The organism is Nakamurella leprariae (assembly GCF_016918035.1).
Classification (GTDB): Bacteria; Actinomycetota; Actinomycetes; order Mycobacteriales; family Nakamurellaceae; genus Nakamurella; species Nakamurella leprariae.
In genome coordinates, this window is record NZ_JAERWK010000003.1 from 1 (window position 1) to 21,203 (window position 21,203).

Annotated in this window: 16 protein-coding genes; 11 read left to right on the forward strand and 5 right to left on the reverse strand. The window is 69.9% G+C overall.

Translation table 11 applies throughout. The features are described from left to right. Nucleotides 1-109: 109 nt before the first annotated feature. The 3 genes from JL106_RS01275 to JL106_RS01285 form a co-directional block, all read right to left on the reverse strand. The gene (locus tag JL106_RS01275) at nucleotides 110-1,732 is read right to left on the reverse strand and encodes an ABC transporter substrate-binding protein (RefSeq protein ID WP_205258867.1); all 1,623 of its coding nucleotides are present in this window, start codon (nucleotides 1,730-1,732) and stop codon (nucleotides 110-112) included. A gap of 318 nt (nucleotides 1,733-2,050) precedes the next feature. Next, nucleotides 2,051-3,679 (reverse strand): ABC transporter substrate-binding protein, encoded by a 1,629-nt coding sequence (locus JL106_RS01280; protein ID WP_205258868.1) that lies wholly within the window; start codon nucleotides 3,677-3,679, stop codon nucleotides 2,051-2,053. A 192-nt stretch (nucleotides 3,680-3,871) separates the two neighbouring features. Then, entirely contained in the window at nucleotides 3,872-5,518 is a 1,647-nt protein-coding gene (locus JL106_RS01285) for an ABC transporter substrate-binding protein (protein ID WP_205258869.1), read from the reverse strand. Between the two features lie 345 nt (nucleotides 5,519-5,863). Between JL106_RS01285 and JL106_RS01290 the strand changes: the two genes are divergently transcribed. Genes JL106_RS01290 through JL106_RS01300 form a run of 3 tightly spaced genes read left to right on the forward strand, consistent with a single transcriptional unit; the run spans nucleotide 5,864 to nucleotide 9,442 of the window. Further along, a complete protein-coding gene (locus JL106_RS01290) occupies nucleotides 5,864-7,546 on the forward strand; it encodes an FAD-dependent oxidoreductase (RefSeq protein ID WP_205258870.1) in 1,683 nt (560 codons plus the stop codon). A 13-nt stretch (nucleotides 7,547-7,559) separates the two neighbouring features. Further along, on the forward strand, nucleotides 7,560-9,095 hold the full coding sequence (locus JL106_RS01295; protein WP_205258871.1) for a sensor histidine kinase: 1,536 nt from the start codon (nucleotides 7,560-7,562) through the stop codon (nucleotides 9,093-9,095). Then, nucleotides 9,092-9,442 carry a UBP-type zinc finger domain-containing protein gene (locus tag JL106_RS01300; RefSeq protein ID WP_205258872.1) on the forward strand — a complete coding sequence of 117 codons (351 nt, stop codon included), beginning with the start codon at nucleotides 9,092-9,094 and terminating at the stop codon, nucleotides 9,440-9,442. Before JL106_RS01295 ends, JL106_RS01300 begins: the two co-directional genes overlap by 4 nt. Nucleotides 9,443-9,452: 10 nt before the next feature. Here the strand turns inward: JL106_RS01300 and JL106_RS01305 are convergent, their stop codons facing one another. Then, the gene (locus JL106_RS01305; protein ID WP_328840945.1) at nucleotides 9,453-10,310 is read right to left on the reverse strand and encodes an SDR family oxidoreductase; all 858 of its coding nucleotides are present in this window, start codon (nucleotides 10,308-10,310) and stop codon (nucleotides 9,453-9,455) included. 119 nt (nucleotides 10,311-10,429) lie between these two features. Here JL106_RS01305 and JL106_RS01310 point away from each other — a divergent pair, with 119 nt between their 5' ends. Beyond that, on the forward strand, nucleotides 10,430-10,810 hold the full coding sequence (locus JL106_RS01310; RefSeq protein WP_205258874.1) for a hypothetical protein: 381 nt from the start codon (nucleotides 10,430-10,432) through the stop codon (nucleotides 10,808-10,810). Between the two features lie 91 nt (nucleotides 10,811-10,901). Here the strand turns inward: JL106_RS01310 and JL106_RS01315 are convergent, their stop codons facing one another. Beyond that, a complete protein-coding gene (locus JL106_RS01315; protein WP_205258875.1) occupies nucleotides 10,902-12,374 on the reverse strand; it encodes a glycoside hydrolase family 16 protein in 1,473 nt (490 codons plus the stop codon). 611 nt (nucleotides 12,375-12,985) lie between these two features. On the opposite strand from JL106_RS01315, the gene JL106_RS01320 reads away from it, so the two are divergent. The 7 genes from JL106_RS01320 to JL106_RS01350 all read left to right on the forward strand — a co-directional run bounded on the left by JL106_RS01320 (nucleotide 12,986) and on the right by JL106_RS01350 (nucleotide 21,202). Continuing rightward, nucleotides 12,986-13,435, forward strand: a complete 450-nt coding sequence (locus tag JL106_RS01320; protein WP_205258876.1) for a helix-turn-helix transcriptional regulator — start codon at nucleotides 12,986-12,988, stop codon at nucleotides 13,433-13,435. A gap of 4 nt (nucleotides 13,436-13,439) precedes the next feature. Beyond that, nucleotides 13,440-13,868 (forward strand): VOC family protein, encoded by a 429-nt coding sequence (locus JL106_RS01325; protein WP_205258877.1) that lies wholly within the window; start codon nucleotides 13,440-13,442, stop codon nucleotides 13,866-13,868. A 160-nt stretch (nucleotides 13,869-14,028) separates the two neighbouring features. Then, nucleotides 14,029-16,425, forward strand: coding sequence for an ATP-binding cassette domain-containing protein (locus JL106_RS01330; RefSeq protein WP_205258878.1), 2,397 nt, complete (start codon nucleotides 14,029-14,031; stop codon nucleotides 16,423-16,425). A 72-nt stretch (nucleotides 16,426-16,497) separates the two neighbouring features. Then, nucleotides 16,498-16,887 (forward strand): hypothetical protein, encoded by a 390-nt coding sequence (locus JL106_RS01335; RefSeq protein WP_205258879.1) that lies wholly within the window; start codon nucleotides 16,498-16,500, stop codon nucleotides 16,885-16,887. 20 nt (nucleotides 16,888-16,907) lie between these two features. Continuing rightward, a complete protein-coding gene (locus JL106_RS01340; RefSeq protein WP_205258880.1) occupies nucleotides 16,908-18,125 on the forward strand; it encodes a pyridoxal phosphate-dependent aminotransferase in 1,218 nt (405 codons plus the stop codon). Nucleotides 18,126-18,486: 361 nt separating this feature from the next. Further along, the gene (locus tag JL106_RS01345) at nucleotides 18,487-19,245 is read left to right on the forward strand and encodes an SDR family NAD(P)-dependent oxidoreductase (RefSeq protein WP_328840950.1); all 759 of its coding nucleotides are present in this window, start codon (nucleotides 18,487-18,489) and stop codon (nucleotides 19,243-19,245) included. Nucleotides 19,246-19,477: 232 nt separating this feature from the next. After that, a complete protein-coding gene (locus JL106_RS01350) occupies nucleotides 19,478-21,202 on the forward strand; it encodes a thiamine pyrophosphate-binding protein (RefSeq protein ID WP_205258882.1) in 1,725 nt (574 codons plus the stop codon). The last annotated feature ends 1 nt before the right edge of the window (nucleotide 21,203 follow it).

Here is a 21,203-nt window from a genome sequence, read left to right on the forward strand (position 1 = left end):
TGGCCCCGTTGCCCCCCCCCCGGGCCGCGGCCGCGGGGGTGCTGGGGCCCCCGCCCCCGCGACGGCGCCGGTGCCCGAAGGGACACCGGCGCCGTGGCGATCGGTCAGCTCAGGCGGTGACGCCCACGCCGCGCAGGTTCGGTGCGTACGCGACCTCGTAGCCCTGGGGGAAGACGGCCTTGTCCGTCCAGGCGCTCGGCGGCACGTGGTGGTGCAGCGGGAACGACTTGCGGATGGTCTTCTCCTCCTCGATCAGCTTGTGCAGGGCCGGGATGCGCTCCTCGTTCGTCGCACCCTCGAGCGAGTCCAGCCAGTCCTGCTCGTAGGTCGGCGTCGTGGTGTTCCACGGGTTGGCGAACTGGTTCGGCAGGCTGGCCTGGTAGGCCTGGCTGGGATCCAGGAACGGCGCCCCCATGCCGGGGACCATGTTGCCCTCCTGACGGCCGAAGAACGTGACGCCGGTGGTCGGGGCCTCGATCACCCGGGTGCTGGCGCGCAGGCCGACGGCCTCCAACATCGGGACCAGGGCCTCGGCCACGGCGCGGTGGTCGTCCAGACCGGGCACGAGCATCTCGAAGTCGACGCCGTCCGGGTAGCCGGCCTCGGCCAGCAACTGCCGTGCCTTCTCCGGGTCGTAGGCGTACTCCGGGTTCTCCGGGGTGACGTCGTTGTCGAACGCCCAGTAGTCCGGCGGCAGGTACTGCGCGACCGGGTTGCCGATGCCGAAGAAGACGCCGTCGACGATGCCCTGCTTGTCGATGGCGTGCTCCGCGGCCTGGCGTACGCGGTAGTCGTCGAACGGCGGCTTGCCGGTGTTCATGCTCACCGACATGATCGACAGGCTCTTGGACGGCGCGGTGTTCAGCCCGGCGGTCACGGCCTGATCAGCCTGGGACGGGTCGAGGTAGGTGAGTTCGGCCTGACCGGTCTGCAACATGTTCATCCGGGTGGGCGCCGAGGTCTGCACCAGGATCTCGTACTTGGCCGCCTTGGCCGCCTCCGGATCCCAGTAGTCCTCGTTGCGGTCGTACCGGGTGACCTGACCGGGGATGTACTCGGTGAGCTTGGCGAAGCCTGAGCCGACAGGATTGATGTCCAGGTCGGTGTTGCTCAGCGCGTTCGGGCTGATCATCGAACCGGCACCGCCGGCCAACAGGGCCGGGATGTTGCCGCCCGGACCGGACAGCAGGATCTTGGCGGTGTACTCGTCGACCACCTCGACGCCGGAGACCCGCTCCAGTGAGCCCTTGAGCACGCTCTCGGGCAGGTTCTTGGCCCGCTCGATGTTGCCTTTGACCACCTCGGCGTTGAAATGCGCACCGTCGATGAAATCGACGTCATCCCGGAGTTTCAGTTCGATCGCGGTGTTGTCGTCCACGAATTCCCAGCTGGTGGCCAGGCCGGGCAGCAGGTTGCTGTTGCCGTCGTCCATGATCAGCTGGTCGTAGACCAGGCGGAAGAAGATCATGTCCCAGGGATTGGCCGAGCGGTGCGGGTCGAACGACGAGGGATTCTGCACGAACACGTAACGGAAGGTGCCGTTCGGGTCGAGCTGGTCGACGTTCGATCCGGGGGCATCGCCGGCCGACACGCTGCCGGTGGCACCCCCGCCACCGCTCCCGGAGTCGTTGGATCCACCGCCACAAGCGGAGAGGGCGAGGGCACCGGCGGCGGCCAGTGCCACCAGGGTGCGGGATCGGGTGCGGCGCAGCGACAGTGCTGGTCGACTCATGGTCCGTCCTTCGTGATCACGGCGATGTGATCTCGTTGGGGTGTTGGAGCCGGGTGCGCAACTGGTCCCGGCGGATCCGTGCACAGCGGCAACGGTGCACCGACGGTATTCGTGATCACGCGGTGCGGGCAACGAACGCCGCACCCGAACGCCGTAACGACTCAGTAACGAACGGTCGTTCGTGTCGAATGGTTCGTGTCGGGCGCAACAAATGGGTGGCGTTGAAGTCGACGACGTCGGACGCGCGCAGACGGAGGCCCCCCGGCCGCGGTGCGGCCGGGGGTCCGGCAAGGAAGCGATGAGTCCGGGGACGGTGCGTCAGGCGGTGACGCCGACGCCGCGAAGGTGGGGTGCGTAGGCGACCTCGTAACCCTCGGGGAAGACGGCCTTGTCCGTCCAGGCACTCGGCGGCACGTGGTGGTGCAACGGGAACGACTTCCGGATCTTCTTCTCGTCCTCGATCAGCGCATGCAGGGCCGGGATGCGTTCCTCGTTGTTGGATCCCTCCAGCGAGTCGAGCCACAGTTGTGGGTACTCCGGTGTGGTCAGGTTCCACGGATTGGCGAACTGGTTGGGCAGACTGCCCTGGTAGACCTGGCTGGGATCCAGGAAGGGCGCCCCCATGCCCACGACCAGATTGCCCTCCTGCCGCGAGAAGAACGTCACGCCGGTGGTCGGGGCCTCGATCACCCGGCTGTTGGCCCGCAGGCCGACCTCGGCGAGCATCGGCACCATGGCCTCGGCCACGGCCCGGTGGTCGTCCAGTCCAGGCACCACGAACTCGAAGTCGACGCCGTCGGGATATCCGGCCTCGGCCAGCAACTGCCGTGCCTTCTCCGGGTCGTAGGCGTACTCCGGGTTCTCCGGGGTGACGTCGGGGTCGAACGCCCAGTGGTCGGGCGGCAGGTACTGCGCCACCGGGCTGCCGATGCCGAAGAACACCCCGTCGACGATGCCCTGCTTGTCGATGGCGTGCTCGACGGCCTGGCGGACGCGGTAGTCGTCGAACGGCGGCTTCCCCGGGTTCACCAGGACCGACATGATCGACAGACTCTTGGACGGCGCCGTGTTCAGCCCGGCCGTCGCAGCCTGCTCGGCCTGCGACGGATCGAGGTAGGTCAGCTCGGCTTGACCGGTGGTCAGCATGTTCAGCCGGGTGGGCGCCGAGGTCTGCACCAGCACCTCGTACTTGGCCGCCTTGGCCGCCTCCGGATCCCAGTAGTCCTCGTTGCGGTCGTACCGGGTGACCTGACCGGGGATATACTCGGTGAGCTTGGCGAACCCGGACCCGACCGGATTGATGTCCAGATCCGGGTTGTCCAGCGCCTCGGGGCTGATCATCGAGCCCGCACCGCCGGAGAACAGAGCCGGCAGGTTGCCGCCCGGACCGGAGAGATTGACGCGCACGGTGTACTCGTCGACCACCTCGACGTCGGCCACGCGCTCCAACTGTCCCTTGAGCACGCTCTCGGGCAGGTTCTTGGCCCGCTCGATGTTGGCCTTGACCACCTCGGCGTCGAAGTGGCTGCCGTCGATGAAGTCGACGTCGTCCCGGAGGGTGAACACCAGGGCGGTGTTGTCGTCGACGAACTCCCACTCGGTGGCCAGCCCGGGCACCAGCTCACCCGCCGCGTTCTCCATGATCAACTGGTCGTAGACCATCCGGAAGAAGATCATGTCCCACGCATTGGCGGACCGGTGCGGGTCGAACGACGAGGGATTCTGCACGAACACGTACCGGAAGGTGCCGTTCGGATCGAGCTGGTCGGCGTTCGCCCCGGCGGCGTCGCCGGCCGTGACGCCGCCGGTGGCGCCTCCGCCACCGTCACCGCCTCCGGAGTCGTCCGAGCCGCCGCCGCAGGCGGACAGCACCAGGGCCCCGGCGGCGACCAACGCCATCAGGGTGCGGGATCGAGTGCGTCGCAACGACAGTGCTGATCGACTCATGGTCCGTCCTTGGTGATCACCGGGTGGTGATCTTCGTCGGTGTGGGTCCCGGACCGGTACGGTCCCGGCGGGCCCGCGCAGCGGTGGACTGACGTGCAGGTGCTGGACGACCGGAGCTGCGCGGGATCCGGTGCGACCATGTGGCGCACAGGACCCCCGGCCGGCGGCCGGGGGTCCTGCACCTCGTCGCGATCAGCCTGCGGTCACGCCGACACCGCGGAAATGTGGTGCGTATGCCGGCTGGTAGCCCTCGGGGAAGACCGCCTTGTCGGTCCACGCGCTCGGCGGGAAGTGGGCGTGCAGAGGGAAGCCCTTCATGATCTTCTTCTCCTCCAGCACCATCCGGTGGATGGCCGGGATGCGAGCCTCCCGCGTCGCGCCCTTGAGCGCGTCCAGCCACGCCTCCTGGAACTCCGTCGTGGTGGTGTTCCACGGATTGGAGAACTGACCGGGCAGGCTGGTCTGGTACGGACCGGTCGGGTCCTGGAACGGCGCACCCATGCCGGGGAAGCCGTTGCCCTCCTGGCGGCTGTAGAAGGTGACGCCGGTGGTGGGCGACTCGATCACCCGAGTGCTGGCGCGCAGGCCGACCGCCTCGAGCATCGGCACCAGGGCCTCGGCCACGGCGCGGTGGTCATCGAGACCGGGCACCAGCATCTCGAAGTCGACACCGTCCGGATAGCCGGCCTCGGCCAGGAGCTGCTTGGCCTTCTCCGGGTCGTGGGCGTACTCCGGGTTGTCCGGGGTGACGTCCGGGTTGTAGGCCCAGTAGGACGGCGGCATGTACTGCGCGACGGGCGTTCCGATCCCGAAGAAGACACCGTCGACGATGGCCTGGCGGTCGATGGCGTGTTCCATCGCCTTGCGCACCCGGTAGTCGTCGAACGGCGGCTTGTCGGTGTTCATGGTGAACCCCATGACCGACAGGCTCTTGGACGGGGCGGTGTTCAGCCCGGCCGCCACGGCCTGGTCGGCCTGGGACGGGTCGAGGTAGGTCAGCTCGGCCTGACCGGTCTGCAGCATGTTGAGCCGGGTGGGAGCCGAGGTCTGGACCAGGATCTCGTACTTGGCCGCCTTGGCCATGTCCGGGTCCCAGTAGTCGGGGTTGCGGTCGTACCGGGTCACCTGACCGGGGATGTACTCGGTCAGGGTGGCCATGCCCGACCCGACCGGATTGATGTCCAGGTCAGGGTTGTCCAGCGCGGTCGGGCTGATGATGGTGCCGGCGGTGCCGCTGAACAGCGCGGGTAGGTTGCCGCCGGGGCCTTTGAGGTTGACGCGCACCGTGTACTCGTCGACCACCTCGATGTCGTTCACCCGGGCCAGCGAGCCCTTGAGCACACTGACCTCGGCGGTCATGGCGCGATCCAGGTTGGCCTTCACCGCAGCGGCGTCGAAATGCGTGCCGTCGATGAAGTCGACGTCGTCCCGCAGCTTCATCACCAGCGCGGTCTCGTCGTCCACGAACTCCCACTCGGTGGCGAGTTGTGGTACCAGATCGCCGTTCTCGTCCTCCATGATCAACTGGTCGTAGACGAGCCGGAAGAAGATCAGGTCCCACGGGTTGGCGGACCGGTGGGGGTCGAAGGTGGACGGGTTCTGCACGAACACGTACCGGAAGGTGCCGTTGGGATCGAGCTGATCGGCGTTCTTGCCGATGTCCTCCTGGCCGGCGGAGGCGCTCTGCACGCCGCCGCCTCCGCCTCCCTCGTCGCCCGGGGACGAGTTGCCCCCGCAGGCCGACAGGGCCAGCGCGGCGGCGGCGGCCAGGCCGATCCATCGGCGGGTGCGGTGTCGGGCGCGCACCGGCGCCGACGATCGGATGGTGGGACGGGTCATGGTCCTGGGCCTCCAGAGGTCACGTCGTTGTGATCCGGATGGACGCCGCGGACCCCGGCCGGCACCGGGGATGACGTCGGTGTCATCGCCGGGTGGTGGCCGGCCGTGCGGAGGAACGCGGCGGATGTGGTACCGGGTACGGACTATCGCACACGACCATTCGTTCGTCCACGGTTCGCCGTCGCACTGCGTGACCACCGCACGATCGGGTGGTCCGGCCCCAGCAGACCCGCGTGTTCGCCGATCGCGGACGGGCCTGTCCGTGCGGAGGGCGCACGCCTACGCTGCCTGGGTGATCAGCCTCACCCGGCGAACCACCGCCGCCGACCGCGTCCGGACTGCTCGGTGAGCGACCCCACGGGTCCCGGTCGCCCGGCCGTCCTCACCGTCGACGACGATCCGAGCGTGTCCCGGGCGGTGGCCCGGGATCTGCGCCGCCGCTATGGCGAGCAGTACCGCATCGTGCGGGCCGAGTCCGGGGCGCAGGCCCTCGAGGCGCTGCGCGAGATCAAGCTCCGCGGCGACCAGGTCGCCGCGCTGGTCGCGGACCACCGGATGCCCGGGATGTCAGGCATCGAGTTCCTCGAGCAGGCCATGGATCTGTTCCCCACCGCCCGCCGCATCCTGCTCACCGCCTACGCGGACACCGACGCGGCCATCACCGCGATCAACGTCGTCGACCTCGACCACTACCTGCTCAAGCCGTGGGATCCGCCCGAGGAGAAGCTCTACCCGGTCCTGGACGAACAGCTGGCGGGCTGGCGGCAGTCGTTCGCGGCCGGCCGGGTGGTGCCGTCGGTCAAGGTGGTCGGCCACCGCTGGTCGGCTCGCTCGTCCCAGGTCCGGGAATTCCTGGCTCGCAACCAGGTGCCCTACCGGTGGTTCCCGTCCGACGAGCCCGAAGGGCGCCGGATGCTGCAGGCGGCCCGCGCCGACGACCACCGGCTGCCCGTGGTCATCTGCGCGGACGGCGAGCCGCTGGTCGAACCGACCGACGGCGAGCTGGCCGCGCGGGTCGGGTTGTCCACCACCCCGGCCCACGACCTGTACGACCTGGCCGTCATCGGGGCCGGCCCGGCCGGGCTGGGCGCCGCCGTCTACGGCGCGTCCGAGGGCCTCAAGACCATCCTGGTCGAGTACCTGGCCGCCGGGGGCCAGGCCGGGCAGAGCTCACGGATCGAGAACTACCTGGGGTTCCCGGACGGCGTCTCCGGCGCCCAGCTCACCGACCGGGCCCGACGGCAGGCGGCCAAGTTCGGCGCCGAGTTCGTGACCACCCGCAAGGTCACCGGCCTCACCGCCACCGGGCCGGCCCGGACGCTGAGCTTCGCCGACGGTTCCACGCTCGACGCGCACGCGGTCATCCTGGCCACCGGCGTCGCCTACCGGCAGCTGGCCGCACCCGGCCTGGCCGAGCTGACCGGACGGGGCGTGTTCTACGGATCGGCCGTCACCGAGGCCGCGGCCTGCACCGGCGACGACGTCTACATCGTCGGCGGCGCCAACTCAGCCGGTCAGGCGGCGGTGTTCTTCGCCCGGCACGCGCGGACGGTCACGCTGGTGGTCCGGGCGTCGTCGTTGGAGGCGTCGATGTCGTACTACCTGATCCAGCAACTCGCCGGGATCGACAACATCCGGGTCCGCACCGGCACCGAGGTCATCGAGGCGCACGGTGACGAGCGGCTGGACCGGATCACCCTGTGCGAGCGGGCGACCGGGCGACAGGAGGTGGTCGACACCCACCATCTGTTCGTCTTCATCGGCGCGGCACCCCGGACCGATTGGCTGGACGGCGTGGTGCACCGGGACGACCACGGGTTCGTGCTGGCCGGGCACGACCTGCTGGTGGACGGGGCGGCGCCGACCGACTGGCCCGCCGACCGGCCGCCGTACCACCTGGAGACGAGCCTGCCCGGTGTGTTCGTGGCCGGTGACGCCCGCGCCGAGTCGGCCAAGCGGGTGGCCTCCGCGGTCGGCGAGGGCGCGATGGCCGTGATGTTGGTGCACCGGTACCTGGAACGGCGGTAGGGCGATGGCTGCGATGGACACGTCGGGATCGGCGGAGTCGTCGGACGTGTCGGGGCGCCCGGTGGTGCGCTGCGACATCGACGAGCTGCGCAGCCTGTTCCTGTTCGAGTCGCTGGACGACGAGCAGCTGGCCTGGCTCTGCGGACGGGGCCGGATCGAGGAGGCCGAGCCGGGCGTGCTGCTGGTGGAGGGCGAGCCGGCCCGGCAGCTGTGGATCCTGATGGAGGGGACCATCGCGACCAGCCGGCACGTCGGGCAGGACGACGTCGAGGTCACCCGGACCGATCACCGCGGCAGCTACTCCGGCGCGGTCCAGGCCTACCTGGGGGAGCGCTCGGCGCCGGTGTACCTGCACTCGCTGCGCGCGCTGTCCAGGTCCCGGTTCTTCGTGCTGGAGGCCGAGGACTTCGCCGCCTTCATGCGGACGTGGTTCCCGATGGCCCTGCACCTGCTGGCCGGCCTGTTCTACGGCAACCAGGCCACGCAGCAGGCGGTCGGGCAGCGGGAACGGCTGCTGGCGCTGGGTTCGCTGTCGGCGGGGCTGACGCACGAGCTGAACAACCCGGCCGCCGCGGCCGTGCGGGCCACCGCGTCGCTGCGCGAGCGGGTCGCCGGGATGCGGCACAAGCTGGCGCTGGTGGCCGACGGCCCGTTCGACCGGGTCACGCTGGCCGCCCTGGTCGGGCTGCAGGAGGAGGCGGTGGAGACCGCGGGCAAGCACCGGCAACTGTCGGCGATGGAGGCGGCCGACCGCGAGGACGCCATCGGGGACTGGTTCGACGAGCGCGGCCTGTCGGGCGGCTGGGAGCTGGCCCCCACGTTCGTCCAGGCCGGGGTCGACCAGGAGTTCCTCGACCGGGTCGAGTCCACCGTCGGCGGTGCCGAACGCCCCCTGCTGGAGGGCGCGGTCCGCTGGCTGGCGTACGCGGTGGAGACCGAGCAACTGCTCGACGAGATCCACGACGCCACGACCCGGGTGTCCACCCTGGTCAACTCGGCCAAGCAGTACTCGCAGCTGGACCGGGCCCCGTTCCAGCAGGTCGACGTGCACGAACTGCTCGACTCGACGCTGGTGATGATGGGCCGCAAGATCGGCCCGGGCCTGCGGGTGGCCAAGGAGTACGACCGCGCGTTGCCCGCGGTGCCCGCGTACGCCGCCGAGCTGAACCAGGTCTGGACCAACCTGATCGACAACGCCATCGACGCGATGGGTGGGGTCGACGGGACCGGGACGCTGACCCTGCGGACCGAGCCCCTGGGCGACCAGGTCCGCGTCTCCGTGGGCGACACCGGACCCGGGGTGCCGGAGGCGTTGCAGGACCGCATCTTCGAGCCCTTCTTCACCACCAAGCCGGTGGGTCAGGGGACCGGGTTGGGGCTGGACATCAGTTGGCGGGTGGTGGTCAAGAAGCACCACGGGGACCTGCGGGTGCGGTCCCGACCTGGCGCCACCTGGTTCGACGTGACGCTGCCGTTGTCCTGGGTGCCCGCCACACCGGCCACCCCGCCCACCCTCTCCGCACCCGCGACCGACCTGGAGGCGTCATGACCGGCACCGGCATCGATCCGGAGGTGCCGCCCAGCGGCACCGGATGCGTGGAGTGCCTGGGGGGCCAGGGCAGTGGGTGGTGGTTCCATCTGCGGCGCTGCGCCGAGTGCGGCCACGTCGGGTGCTGCGACAGCTCGCCGTCCCAGCACGCCAGCGCGCACTCGGCCGAGACCGGGCACCCGATCATCCAGAGTTTCGAGCCGGGCGAGGACTGGTTCTGGAGCTACCCGCAGGAGGGGTACGCCCGGGGCCCGGCGCTGGCGGCGCCGACCTCGCGCCCGGCCGACCAGCCGGCACCCGGGCCGGCCGGGGCGGTGCCGGCCGACTGGCAGCGGCACCTGCACTGAGCCGGCCGACTCAGGAGGAGGCGGCCACCACCTGCTCGACCGTGGTCGCCGGCCGTCCGGTGATCCGCTCGACGGTGTCCGTCACCAGCGCCAGCTCCCCGGCCGCGATGGCCGTGTAGGTCGACACCCAGGCGGCGATCTGCCAGTCCGGGGCACCGGAGCCGGCTCGAGAGGCGAACGCCTCGGCCACCGTCTCCGGCTGGTACCGGATGTCGCGTTCCGACGCCGCCGCGATGACGGCGGCCACCTCGGCGAGCGAGAGCGCCTGCGGGCCGGTCAGTTCCAACGTGGTCCCGGCGAACGCCGCTGGATCGGTCAGCACCGCGGTCGCCACGTCCGCGACGTCGTCCTGGGCCACCGCGGCGACCCGGCCGTCGCCGGCCGGCCCGCGCAGCACCCCGTCATCGCCGATCATGCCGGGCAGGAAGTCCGCGTACAGGCTGTCCCGCAGGAAGGTGAACGGCAGTCCGCTGGCCCGGATGTGCTCCTCGGTGGCCCAGTGGTCGCGGGCCAGGGTGAACGTGGCGTCGGGCGCCGCGCCCAGGAACGACAGGTAGACCAGGTGTCCGACGCCGGCGGCCACCGCGGCGTCGACGAAGCTGCGGTGCTGGTCGACCCGGTCCGGGGACTCGGAGGCGGAGACCATGAACACGGTCGGCACGCCGGTCAGGGTGTCGCGGACCGCGTCCGGACGGTCGTAGGGCGCCACGGCCACGTCCACCCTGGGCAGCTGCGGGGCGCGGGCGACGTCCCGGACCAGCAGTCGTTGCCGGGTCCCACGATCGGCGAGCCGGCGGGCGACCCGGCCGCCGAGTCGGCCCGTGGAGCCGGTGACGGCGATGGACGGTCGCGCGGCGGGAGCGGGCACGGCGCCCATGCTCCCATCCCGATGCCGTGACACATCGTCACCAATGAGTCACCTACAGTTGATCTCGATGGCGCCTGGTCATCGCGACCACCAGCACCGATCCACTCGACGGGAGCGTCATGAACAGCGATCCGAGCACCGTCCCGGGGAACACCGCCGCGCCCGGGGCGGCAGCGTTGCAGGAACTCCGTCGGCGGACCGCCGTCGACGCGGCGTACCGGGCCGAGGTCTTGGCCGATCCCCGCGCCGCGCTGCTGGCCGCCGGGGTCCCGGTGGCCGACGGCGTTCGCGTCCGGGTGGTCGAGGTCGCACCGCACCAGGTCGTGCTCCCGCTGCCGCCGGTGGTGTCCGACGACGTCGAACTGTCCGAGGACCTGCTGGCCGGGGCGTCCGGCGGCGCGACGCCGTTCTTCGCGCTCGGTGTCGCGTACGTCGGTCTGTTCGGCACCTGGGGGTACATGACGGTCACCGGGCAGGCCGCGCCGCTCGAGGGGGACTGAACCGCCGGAACCCCCGGCACGACGCCGCACGCGGCCACCGGCATGGAGGAGTGCCGGTCGCCGCGTGCGGTGGTCGAGCCGCGAGCTCAGCTCACGGGTTGTAGCTGTAGACCGTCGCCCAGTCGATCTGGACCTTGCCGGAGACGGTGAGGTTCGGGTTGCTGGTGGTCTCCGTCTGCAGGACCCAGTGCATCGGGTTCTGCGGGACGTTGGTCGTCTGGTTCAGCAGCGTCTCGCCGTCCAGGATCAGCTTGACCGCCTTCGGGGTCCACTCGATGGTCGCGATGTGCCAGTCGGTGAAGCCGGTGTAGGTGTTCACCCAGCCGCAGTTGTTGGCCGGGTTGCCGGGGCAGTGGTTGAAGCCCCACATGTTGCCGTTGAGCTCGCCCTCCGGGAAGTCGATCTCACCCTCGTTCCAGTTGCCACTGGTCGGCCAGAGCAGCCACGCGGTCTTGTAGCCCTGCAGCGCGTCGGCGCGGAACCGGACACTGAACTTGCCGTACTTCTGTCCGCCCCAGGCCCCGGACACCAGCGGCACCGGTGCCGACACCTGCGGCTTGCCGTTCATGGACCTGAGGTTGATGTCCAGCACGCCGTTGCTGGTCGAGATGATGTCGTCGTTGTAGCGACCGTTGCCGGTGGTGTCGTTGAAACCGTCGTAGGTCGTCCACTTGTCGGCGTACGGGCCGGGGAAGCCGCCCTGGGCCACGTCGGTGGTGAAGTCCTCGGTGAACACCTGCTTCCAGCCCGGCTGATCACCGATCGGCAGCGAGGTGTTGGCCTTGACCGCCTCGGCCACCTTCGGATCCGCGACGCGGAAGCCCTTCTTCGAGCCGATGTCGGTCCACGTGTTGCCGACCTTGATGCACGGCCAGTACGAGTAGCTGCCCGGGGTGTAGCTCTTGGTCTTGCTGACCACCTTGCCGGCGGCGTTGACGGCACCGGAGTCGAAGGCGAAGTCGGCGTTCAAGCCCGCCTCGTCACGGGCGCAGAATCCGACCGACTGGGCGGTGACCGGGTTGCTGGCGGTGAACTTCGCCGACACGGTGACCGAGGTGCCGTCGACCTTGGCGGTGAGATCGGTCACGCCGTAGTTGGTTCCGGCCGGCGCCGCGGCCGGCGGTGCGGGTGGGCTCACGGTGAAGCTCTGCTTGGGACCCAGGTCGGTCCAGGTGCCGTTGACCTTCAGGCACGGCCAGTAGGTGTAGGTGCCGTAGTTCATGGTCTTGGTCTTGGTGACCACGCGTCCCGCCGAGGTGACGGCGCCGGAGTCGAATGCGAAGTCCGCGCCGCCGCCGTTGGAGGTCCGGGCACAGACGCCGACGTACTGCGCGGTCACCGAGGCGCTCGAGGCGATCTTGGCCGTCGCTGTCACCGAGGTGCCGGTCACCTTGGCCGAGACCGCGGTCGCGGTGTAGGACGTCGCCGCGCTCGCGGCGGGAGCCGTTGCCAGCGCTGCCGTTCCGAGCAGTGCAGCGGTCGCGGTCAGCACCCCGAACCGAGAGAGGGCGCTGCGGAGACGACGTCGCTCGGTGGGAGCGGTGCGTGGACGGGTGCGGGACATGGTGGGTCACCTCTGGGTTCGGTGGTCCGGACAGGCATGGGACGGCACAGCGGGGGAGTCGACGGCACGGCGACGGCAGGGGTCGACGCGCCAGGAAGCCCGGACGGATCAGCGCGACGTCGGTCGGACGCCGTCCGGGAACAGCCGGCCGCGAAGGGCCGGGTACGGTGTCACGGCTGCCAGGAGCCGGTGTGCGCGACCGTCAGGCGGTCACGGGGTGGGCGGGCCGGTCGGTCCATCGGTGGCGATGCATCCGTGAGGGACCTCGGCTGTCCGCCGAACTGCCGATCAGAGGTCTGCGGTGCGAACATCGGGAGAACCCCGACCACCGGTCCAACACTCTCTGTCTCGGCTACGGAACCGAGCGTAGCAGTGGGTCGAGCCGAGCTCAACGCATCCGGGGGAGGTCCACCGGATCGGACGGCCCGTCCTCCCATCCGGGGCACCCCTGCGACCACGGTCGGTCAGGATCCGCGCCGTCCTGGTCCCGACCGGCGGAACGGCATCCTGGTCGGGAGCGGACCCGATCGCGGACCGTTCCCGGCCGCAGACGCTCGCACGCCGGTCCCACCGGCCTGGGCAGCGGTGCCGTGGGCTGGCAGGATCCGGGTGTGACCAGTTCGCCCGGTGCGTCGCCCCACCTGCAGGACCTGGCGCGGTTGCGCCGGGTCCGGGACCGCATCGATCGCGAGTACGCCCAGCCGTTGGACGTCGAGGCGTTGGCCGGCGGCGTCCACCTGTCGGCCGGGCACCTGAGCCGCGAGTTCCGCCGGGCCTACGGTGAATCGCCGTACGCCTACCTGATGACCCGGCGCATCGAGCGGGCGATGGCGCTGCTGCGGCGCGGCGACCTCAGTGTCACCGAGGTGTGCTTCGCCGTCGGCTGCTCCTCGCTCGGAACGTTCAGCACCCGCTTCACCGAACTGGTCGGTGTGCCGCCGAGCGTCTACCGGCAGCAGGCGGCGCAGGCCACCGCCGGCATGCCGTCCTGCGTGGTCAGCCAGGTGACCCGACCGGTCAGGAATCGAGAAGCGCCCGTCCGGGCGCCGCACCTAGCGTGATCGCATGACCAGTCACAGCGGCACCGCCGCCGCCATCACCATCGCCCAGACGTTCCTGCCGCACAGCGATCCCGAGGCCTCGCTGGCCTTCTACCGCGACACCCTGGGCTTCGAGGTCCGCCTGGACGTCGGCTACGAGGGCATGCGGTGGATCACTGTGGGGCCCGTCGGGCAGCCCATGTCGATCGTCCTGCACCCACCGGCCGTCGATCCGGGTGTCACCGACGAGGAACGCCGGGTCATCACCGCGATGATGGCCAAGGGCACCTACGCCAGCATCATCCTGGCCACCAAGGACCTTGAGAGCACCTTCGAGCGGGTGCAGGCCGGGGACGGCGAGGTCGTGCAGGAGCCGACGGATCAGCCGTACGGCATCAGGGATTGCGCCGTGCGTGACCCCGCGGGCAACCTGATCCGGATCCAGCAGTCCTGACCGCGCCCGTCTGGACCGAACAGTTCCGTCCGGACCGAACAGTTCCGGCCGACCGGGCAGTCTGCAGGAGGGCACGCACACCACCGAGCGCCGGACCGGATCCCCGGTCCGGCGCTCAGCGCAGCCCGGGCCGTGCGGTCCGGAGGAGACGGAGTTCGGCATGAGCACGGCAGCCCGGTCCCGCAGTGGCAGCGATCCCGACGTGGCGCACGCCGCCGACGGACACGACCTCATCCGGGTGCACGGCGCCCGGGAGAACAACCTCAAGGACGTCACCGTCGAACTGCCCAAGCGGCGGTTGACCGTCTTCACCGGGGTGTCCGGCTCGGGCAAGAGCTCGCTGGTCTTCGGCACCATCGCCGCGGAGTCGCAGCGGCTGATCAATGAGACCTACAGCGCGTTCGTCCAGGGCTTCATGCCGAGCCGGTCGCGCCCGGACGTCGACGTGCTCGAGGGGCTGACCACGGCGATCATCGTCGACCAGGAGCGGATGGGCGCCGATCCGCGGTCCACGGTGGGCACCGCCACCGACGCCAACGCGATGCTGCGCATCCTGTTCAGCCGCCTCGGCACCCCGCACATCGGTCCACCGCAGGCGTTCTCGTTCAACGTCGCCTCGATGAGCGGCGCCGGGGCGGTGACGACCGAGAAGGCCGGCCAGACCACCAAGGAGCGGCGCGAGTTCAGTGTCCTGGGTGGCATGTGCTCCCGGTGCGAGGGGCGCGGGTCGGTCAACGACATCGACCTGACCGAGCTGTACGACGAGACCAAGAGCCTCAACGAGGGCGCCATCACCATCCCCGGGTACAGCATGGACGGCTGGTACGGCCGCATTTTCCGGCAGTCCGGCTTCTTCGACCCGGACAAACCGATCAAGCGGTTCACCAAGAAGGAACTGCACGACCTGCTCCACAAGGAGCCGACCAAGATCAAGGTCGAGGGCATCAACCTGACCTACACCGGACTCATCCCGTCCATCCAGAAGTCGTTCCTCTCCAAGGACATCGACGCGCTGCAGCCGCACATCCGCGCCTTCGTCGAGCGGGTGGCCACCTTCACCACCTGCCCGGACTGCGACGGCACCCGACTGGCCGAGCCGGCGCGGTCCTCCAAGATCAAGGGCATCAGCATCGCCGACGCCTGCGCCATGCAGATCAGCGACCTGGCCGAATGGGTGCGCGGCCTGCGGCAGCCATCGGTGGCGCCGCTGCTGACCGCGCTGCAGGAGACGCTCGACTCGTTCGTCGGCATCGGACTCGGTTACCTCGCGCTGGACCGCGCCTCCGGCACCCTCTCCGGCGGCGAGGCCCAGCGCACCAAGCTCATCCGTCATCTCGGGTCCGCGCTCACCGACATCACCTACGTGTTCGACGAGCCGACCATCGGCCTGCACCCGCACGACATCCAGCGCATGAACGACCTGCTGCGGCAACTGCGCGACAAGGGCAACACGGTGCTGGTGGTCGAGCACAAGCCGGAGGCCATCGCGATCGCCGACCACGTGGTCGATCTCGGGCCGGGCGCCGGCCCCGCCGGGGGTGAGGTGGTGTTCGAGGGCACCGTCGACGAGCTCCGGGCCAGCGGCACCCTCACCGGCCGGCACCTGGACGACCGCGCCCGGCTCAAGGAATCGGTGCGCACCTCCTCGGGTGCCCTGGAGGTGCGCGGCGCCGCCGCCCACAACCTGCAGTCGGTCGACGTGGACATCCCGCTGGGGGTGCTGGTCGTGGTGACCGGGGTGGCCGGATCGGGCAAGAGCTCGCTCATCCACGGATCGGTGGCCGAGCGGGACGGCGTCGTCGTGGTCGACCAGACTGCCATCCGCGGGTCCCGGCGAAGCAACCCGGCGACGTACACCGGACTGCTGGAACCCATCCGCAAGGCGTTCGCCAAGGCCAACGGCGTGAAGCCGGCCCTGTTCAGCGCCAACTCCGAGGGTGCCTGCCCGAACTGCAACGGCGCGGGGGTCATCTACACCGACCTGGGCATGATGGCCGGGGTCGCCACCACCTGCGAGGTCTGCGAAGGACGGCGGTTCCAGGCCGAGGTGCTGGAATACACCTTCGGCGGCCGGAACATCGCCGAGGTGCTGGGTATGTCGGTCCGTGACGCCGGGGCGTTCTTCGCCGCCGGCGACGCGAAGACCCCGGCCGCGCACAGGATCCTGGACCGGCTGGTCGACGTCGGTCTGGGCTACGTGAGTCTCGGCCAGCCCCTCACCACGCTGTCCGGGGGCGAGCGGCAGCGGCTCAAGCTGGCCGTGCAGATGGGGGAGCAGGGCGGGGTCTACGTGCTCGACGAGCCGACCTCCGGCCTGCACCTGGCCGATGTCGAGCAGCTGCTGGCCCTGCTGGACCGGCTGGTCGACGCCGGCAAGTCGGTGATCGTGATCGAGCACCACCAGGCCGTCATGGCACACGCCGACTGGATCATCGATCTGGGTCCGGGGGCCGGGCACGACGGTGGACGGGTGGTGTTCGAGGGCACCCCGGCCGAGCTGGTGGCCGACCGCAGCACGCTCACCGGGCAGCACCTGGCCGAGTACATCGCCCACTGATCCGTCGCTCGTGAGCGACTCGCCCGGAAGCACCATCCAGCAGGGCGCCCGTGGGTGCGGCAGCATGCCCGCATGACCGCTGCCGTGCAGCTCGTGCACCCCACCTGGGCGTCCCGGGCCCACGGGCCGTGGCCGGCCATCCGCAAGGACCGCACCGGTCCGGTGGGTTCCTGGCGGTCGTTCGGCTCGACCGGCTCGCTGCTGTCCATCGGGTCGGTCGGGTCGATCCTGTCGATCGGATCCAGCGGCTCCGTGCTCTCGATCGGTTCCGCCGGCTCGGTGCTGTCGATCGGTTCCGCCGGCTCGGTGCTGTCCATCGGCTCGTGGTGCTCGATCCTGTCGATCGGGTCGGCGTGTTCGATCGGTTCGATCGGCTCGTGGTGCTCGATCGGCGCCGTGGGCGCGGCCTACCGTTCGGTGCAGAGCCGGACCGCGGCGCTGCTGGCGTCGGTGCGCCACTGACCGCCTGTCAGACTCCTGGGATGCGGGAGATCGTCCAGAGCAGGAAGCTGCAGCACGTCCGGTACGACGTCAGGGGACCGCTCCTGGTCGAGGCACACCGCCTCGAGGCCGAGGGGCACCGGATCCTCAAGCTGAACGTCGGCAATCCGGCGCCGTTCGGCTTCGAGGCGCCGGAGTCGATCGTCGCCGACATGGTCCACAGCCTGCCGGAGGCGCAGGGCTACTCGGACTCCCGCGGCATCTACTCGGCGCGCACGGCCGTCGCGCAGTACTACCAGTCCCGAGGTCTGACCGGCACGACCGTGGACGACGTCTTCATCGGCAACGGCGTCTCCGAACTGATCACCATGGTGCTCCAGGCACTGGTCGACGACGGCGACCAGGTCCTGGTCCCGGCCCCGGACTACCCGCTGTGGACCGGGGCCGTCTCCCTGTCGGGCGGCCGGCCGGTGCACTACCGCTGCGATGAGACCGACGAGTGGATGCCCGATCTCGAGGACATCGAAGCGAAGATCACCGACCGCACCCGGGCCCTGGTGCTCATCAATCCGAACAACCCGACCGGCGCGGTGTACAGCCGGGAGACGGTGCGGGCGCTGGTCGACATCGCCCGGCGGCACGATCTGGTCGTCCTGTCCGACGAGATCTACGAGAAGATCCTTTTCGACGGGGCCACCCATCACCACGCGGCGGCCGACGCCGGCAACGACGTGTTGTGCCTGACCTTCAGCGGGCTGTCCAAGGCGTACCGGGTGTGCGGGTACCGCGCGGGGTGGGTGATGATCTCCGGACCGCAACACCGGGCGACCAGTTTCCTCGAGGGGCTGACCCTGCTGGCCAACATGCGGATGTGCGCGAACGTCCCGGGTCAGCACGCCATCCAGACCGCCCTCGGCGGTTACCAGTCGATCAACGAGTACATCGTGCCCGGCGGCCGGTTCCACGAGCAGTCCAAGACGGCGTGGAAGCTGCTGAACCAGATCGACGGGGTCAGCTGCGTGGAGCCGCACGGGGCGCTCTACTGCTTCCCCAAGCTCGACGTCGAGCAGTTCGGCATCACCGACGATGAGGCCTTCGTGCTCGACCTGCTCCGCGCCAAGAAGTTGCTCGTCACCCACGGCACCGGATTCAACTGGTTCGAACCGGACCACTTCCGGCTGGTCACCCTGCCCGACGTGGACACCCTGACCGAGGCGATCGGGCGGATCGCCGACCACCTGGACTCGATCCGGCGGTAGGCCGGGGCACACCGGATCCGGTTGGGCCCGGAACCGGTGTGTGAATGCTTCCACGAATCCCCGGTGACCCGGACGACAGCGCTCGCGCTCGTTCGTGTAGAAATGTTCCGGCGGCGAACCATCGACGCACCTGCGCACCGGTCCCTTCCAGGATGCATTGTGGTTCAATCACTTTCGTGACCAAACTCGGTCACTGCCCGGTCCACGACCGCGACCTGTCGTGCTCTCTCCGTTCTTCTGGAACGACGAACGCCGAGCCATTGACACCCTCTGGGGCGGCTGACAGCATGATCCATCGAACGTCATTCGACATGTCGAACAACCAGGGGTCAGCGTGGATCTCCGAAACAGTCGTTGTCTCGTGACCGGCGCAGGGCGAGGCGCCGGCGAAGGGATCGCGGTGGCGTTGGCGGCGCACGGTGCCCGCGTGGCCGTCGCCGACCTCAACCCGGAGGCAGCACAGGCGGTGGCCGGCAAGATCGCGGCGCTGGGCGTGGAGTCACTGGCCCTCTCCACGGACGTGTCGTTCGAACCGGCCGTGGAGACGATGATCGGTGACACCGTCGATCGGTTCGGCGGACTGGACATCCTGGTGAACACGGTGGCCTGGATCGATCCGCCCGGACCGGTGGTGTCGATGCCGTACGAGCGCTGGCAGAACGGCGTCCGCATCAACCTGGACAGCGTCTTCCTGTGCAGCAAGTACGCGTTGCCACACATGCAGCAGCAGCGGTCCGGATTCATCTGCAACGTGTCGTCGGTGAACGGCACGCGCGGCTTCCCCAACCGAGCCGTGTACGGGGCGACGAAGGCGGCCATCCTCAACCTCACCGAGACGCTGTCGATGGAGAACCGGGCCTTCGGGATCCGGGTCAACTGTCTGGTGCCCGGCGCGATCTCGGGTGGTGAACGGGGACGGATCCTACGAGAACTGGCGGAGCAGGAAGGCGTGACGCTCTTCGCCGACATGCCGACCTACGATCCGCCGGTGCGGGCCGCCAGCCCCTCGGACCTCGGCGCATACGTGGTCTTCCTGGCCAGTGACGCCGGTGAGGCGATCAACGGTCAGGCGCTGTGGATGGGCGAAGCGCCTCGATGGGGCGGTCAGGCCCTCCTCTGATCAGCCGCGGCTGACCGTCGGCAACGTCCGTGGTGGCCGCCCGATCACGACCGGAGCGCGAGATCGACTCCGGATGGATCGGCGTCACCGTGACCATGCCGTGCAGTGCTCCACCCGCGCCAGGTCGAGTCCGCCGGTCGGCGTGCTCCCGGCCAGGGCGGAGACCCGGATCCAGCACCGACGACTTCTCGGCGGCCTCCCCGCCGACTCTCCCGCAGGAACGGAAGGCCACATGACCAGGAAGACCGGAAGCCGGTATCTCGCCGAGGCGCTCGACGCGTATGGCCTCACTCACGTGTTCATGGTGCCGACCGTCGCCGTCCGGGCCCTGGCCGAGATGGACTCGCTGGGCATCGTCGGCGTCATGGCGCACGGTGAGAAGGCCGCGGCCTACATGGCCGACGGCTATGCGCGGGTCAACCGTGCACCCGGCATGTGCCTCGCCCAGACCATCGGCGCGGCCAACCTCGCCGCCGGTCTGCGCGACGCCGCCATGGCGGGGTCTCCGGTGGTCGCCGTGACCGGCGGCACCACTCCGGCGACCCGCGGCAAGGGCGTCTACCAGGAGATCGAGGACTTCCCGATCTTCGAGCAGCTGACGAAGTACAACATGCAGCTGGGCGACGTCAACCGATTGCCGGACCTGCTCCGCCAGACGATCCGGGAAGCGGTTAGCGGGAGCCCGGGGCCGGTGCACCTCGAGCTGCAGGGTCTGGCCGGCAGTGTCCTCGACGCCGAGCTGGAGGTCGATGAGATCGCCGAGCACCAGCTCGCGGAAGCCCGGTTCGCCGGCGTCCCGCCGTTCCGTCCCGGCCCGGAAGCGGAGGCGGTGGATGCGGTGGTCGAGCTGCTCGCCAAGGCCGAACGGCCGGTCATCGTCGCGGGCGGTGGCGTCCGCATGTCCGGCGCCCAGGCGCAGCTCGCAGCCCTGGTCGAGCGGTGCGGCGTGCCGGTGGCGACATCGATGAACGGCAAGGGCGTGCTGGACGAGACCGGTCCGCACGCGGTCGGAGTCGTCGGTGCGTCCTCGCGCCAGTCAGCCAACCAGACGGTGGAGCGAGCCGACCTGGTGATCTTCATCGGCACCCGCACCGGGAGCCAGGTCACCGACAACTGGCGGTTGCCGGCTCGCGGCACCACCGTGGTGCAGATCGACATCGACCCCGCCCAGCTGGGCCGGAACTACCCCAACACGGTCTCGATCCAGGCCGACGCCGCCGCGGCGATCGAGGCGCTGATCGCCGCCCTGCCGGACGGCCCAGCTGCCGCCCGCGTCGACTGGGTGACCGAGACCGCCCGCTACGTGACCGCCTGGCGGGAACAGGACGGCCACCTGCTCGGCCACCAGGGACCGGAGGTCCGGCCGGAGCGCATCTGCCGTGAGATCACCGACTTCCTCCCCGGCGACGGCGTGCTCGTGGTCGACACCGGTCACGCCGGCATCTGGGCGGCCAGCATGATCGACATGCGACCGACCCAGACCTTCATCCGCGCCGCGGGCAGCCTCGGCTGGTCGCTGCCGGCTTCCATCGGGGCCAAGGCGGCAGCGGGGGACCGCACCGTGGTGTGCTTCACCGGCGACGGCGGTCTGTACTACCACCTCTCGGAGATCGAGACGGCCGTCCGGCACGGGCTCGCCCCGATCATCGTGGTGAACGACAACCTGTCGCTGAGCCAGGACATGAAGATCTTCCAGCACTCCTGGGGCGGCAGTGACCGCATCACCGAGGCCGGCGACCGGATGTGGAGGTTCACCGGGGTCGACCTCGCCGAGGTAGCTCGGCAGCTGGGCGCCTGGACCGTACGGGTGGAAGACCCAGCAGACCTGTCGACCGCGCTGAAGGAGGCGCAGCAGGCGGGCCGGATCGCCATCGTCGACGTCATCACCTCGCCCGACGCGCTGCCCGCCGTGCCGCACGGCGGGCGCGACTTCTACGCCCCGGCGGACAAGTCGTGAC

Coding starts and splice junctions, on each gene's coding strand:
- JL106_RS01275 (WP_205258867.1), bottom strand. CDS start 1,732: ATGAGTCGACCAGCACTGTCGCTGCGCCGCACCCGATCCCGCACCCTG.
- JL106_RS01280 (WP_205258868.1), bottom strand. CDS start 3,679: ATGAGTCGATCAGCACTGTCGTTGCGACGCACTCGATCCCGCACCCTG.
- JL106_RS01285 (WP_205258869.1), bottom strand. CDS start 5,518: ATGACCCGTCCCACCATCCGATCGTCGGCGCCGGTGCGCGCCCGACAC.
- JL106_RS01295 (WP_205258871.1), top strand. CDS start 7,560: ATGGACACGTCGGGATCGGCGGAGTCGTCGGACGTGTCGGGGCGCCCG.
- JL106_RS01300 (WP_205258872.1), top strand. CDS start 9,092: ATGACCGGCACCGGCATCGATCCGGAGGTGCCGCCCAGCGGCACCGGA.
- JL106_RS01310 (WP_205258874.1), top strand. CDS start 10,430: ATGAACAGCGATCCGAGCACCGTCCCGGGGAACACCGCCGCGCCCGGG.
- JL106_RS01315 (WP_205258875.1), bottom strand. CDS start 12,374: ATGTCCCGCACCCGTCCACGCACCGCTCCCACCGAGCGACGTCGTCTC.
- JL106_RS01325 (WP_205258877.1), top strand. CDS start 13,440: ATGACCAGTCACAGCGGCACCGCCGCCGCCATCACCATCGCCCAGACG.
- JL106_RS01330 (WP_205258878.1), top strand. CDS start 14,029: ATGAGCACGGCAGCCCGGTCCCGCAGTGGCAGCGATCCCGACGTGGCG.
- JL106_RS01335 (WP_205258879.1), top strand. CDS start 16,498: ATGACCGCTGCCGTGCAGCTCGTGCACCCCACCTGGGCGTCCCGGGCC.
- JL106_RS01340 (WP_205258880.1), top strand. CDS start 16,908: ATGCGGGAGATCGTCCAGAGCAGGAAGCTGCAGCACGTCCGGTACGAC.
- JL106_RS01350 (WP_205258882.1), top strand. CDS start 19,478: ATGACCAGGAAGACCGGAAGCCGGTATCTCGCCGAGGCGCTCGACGCG.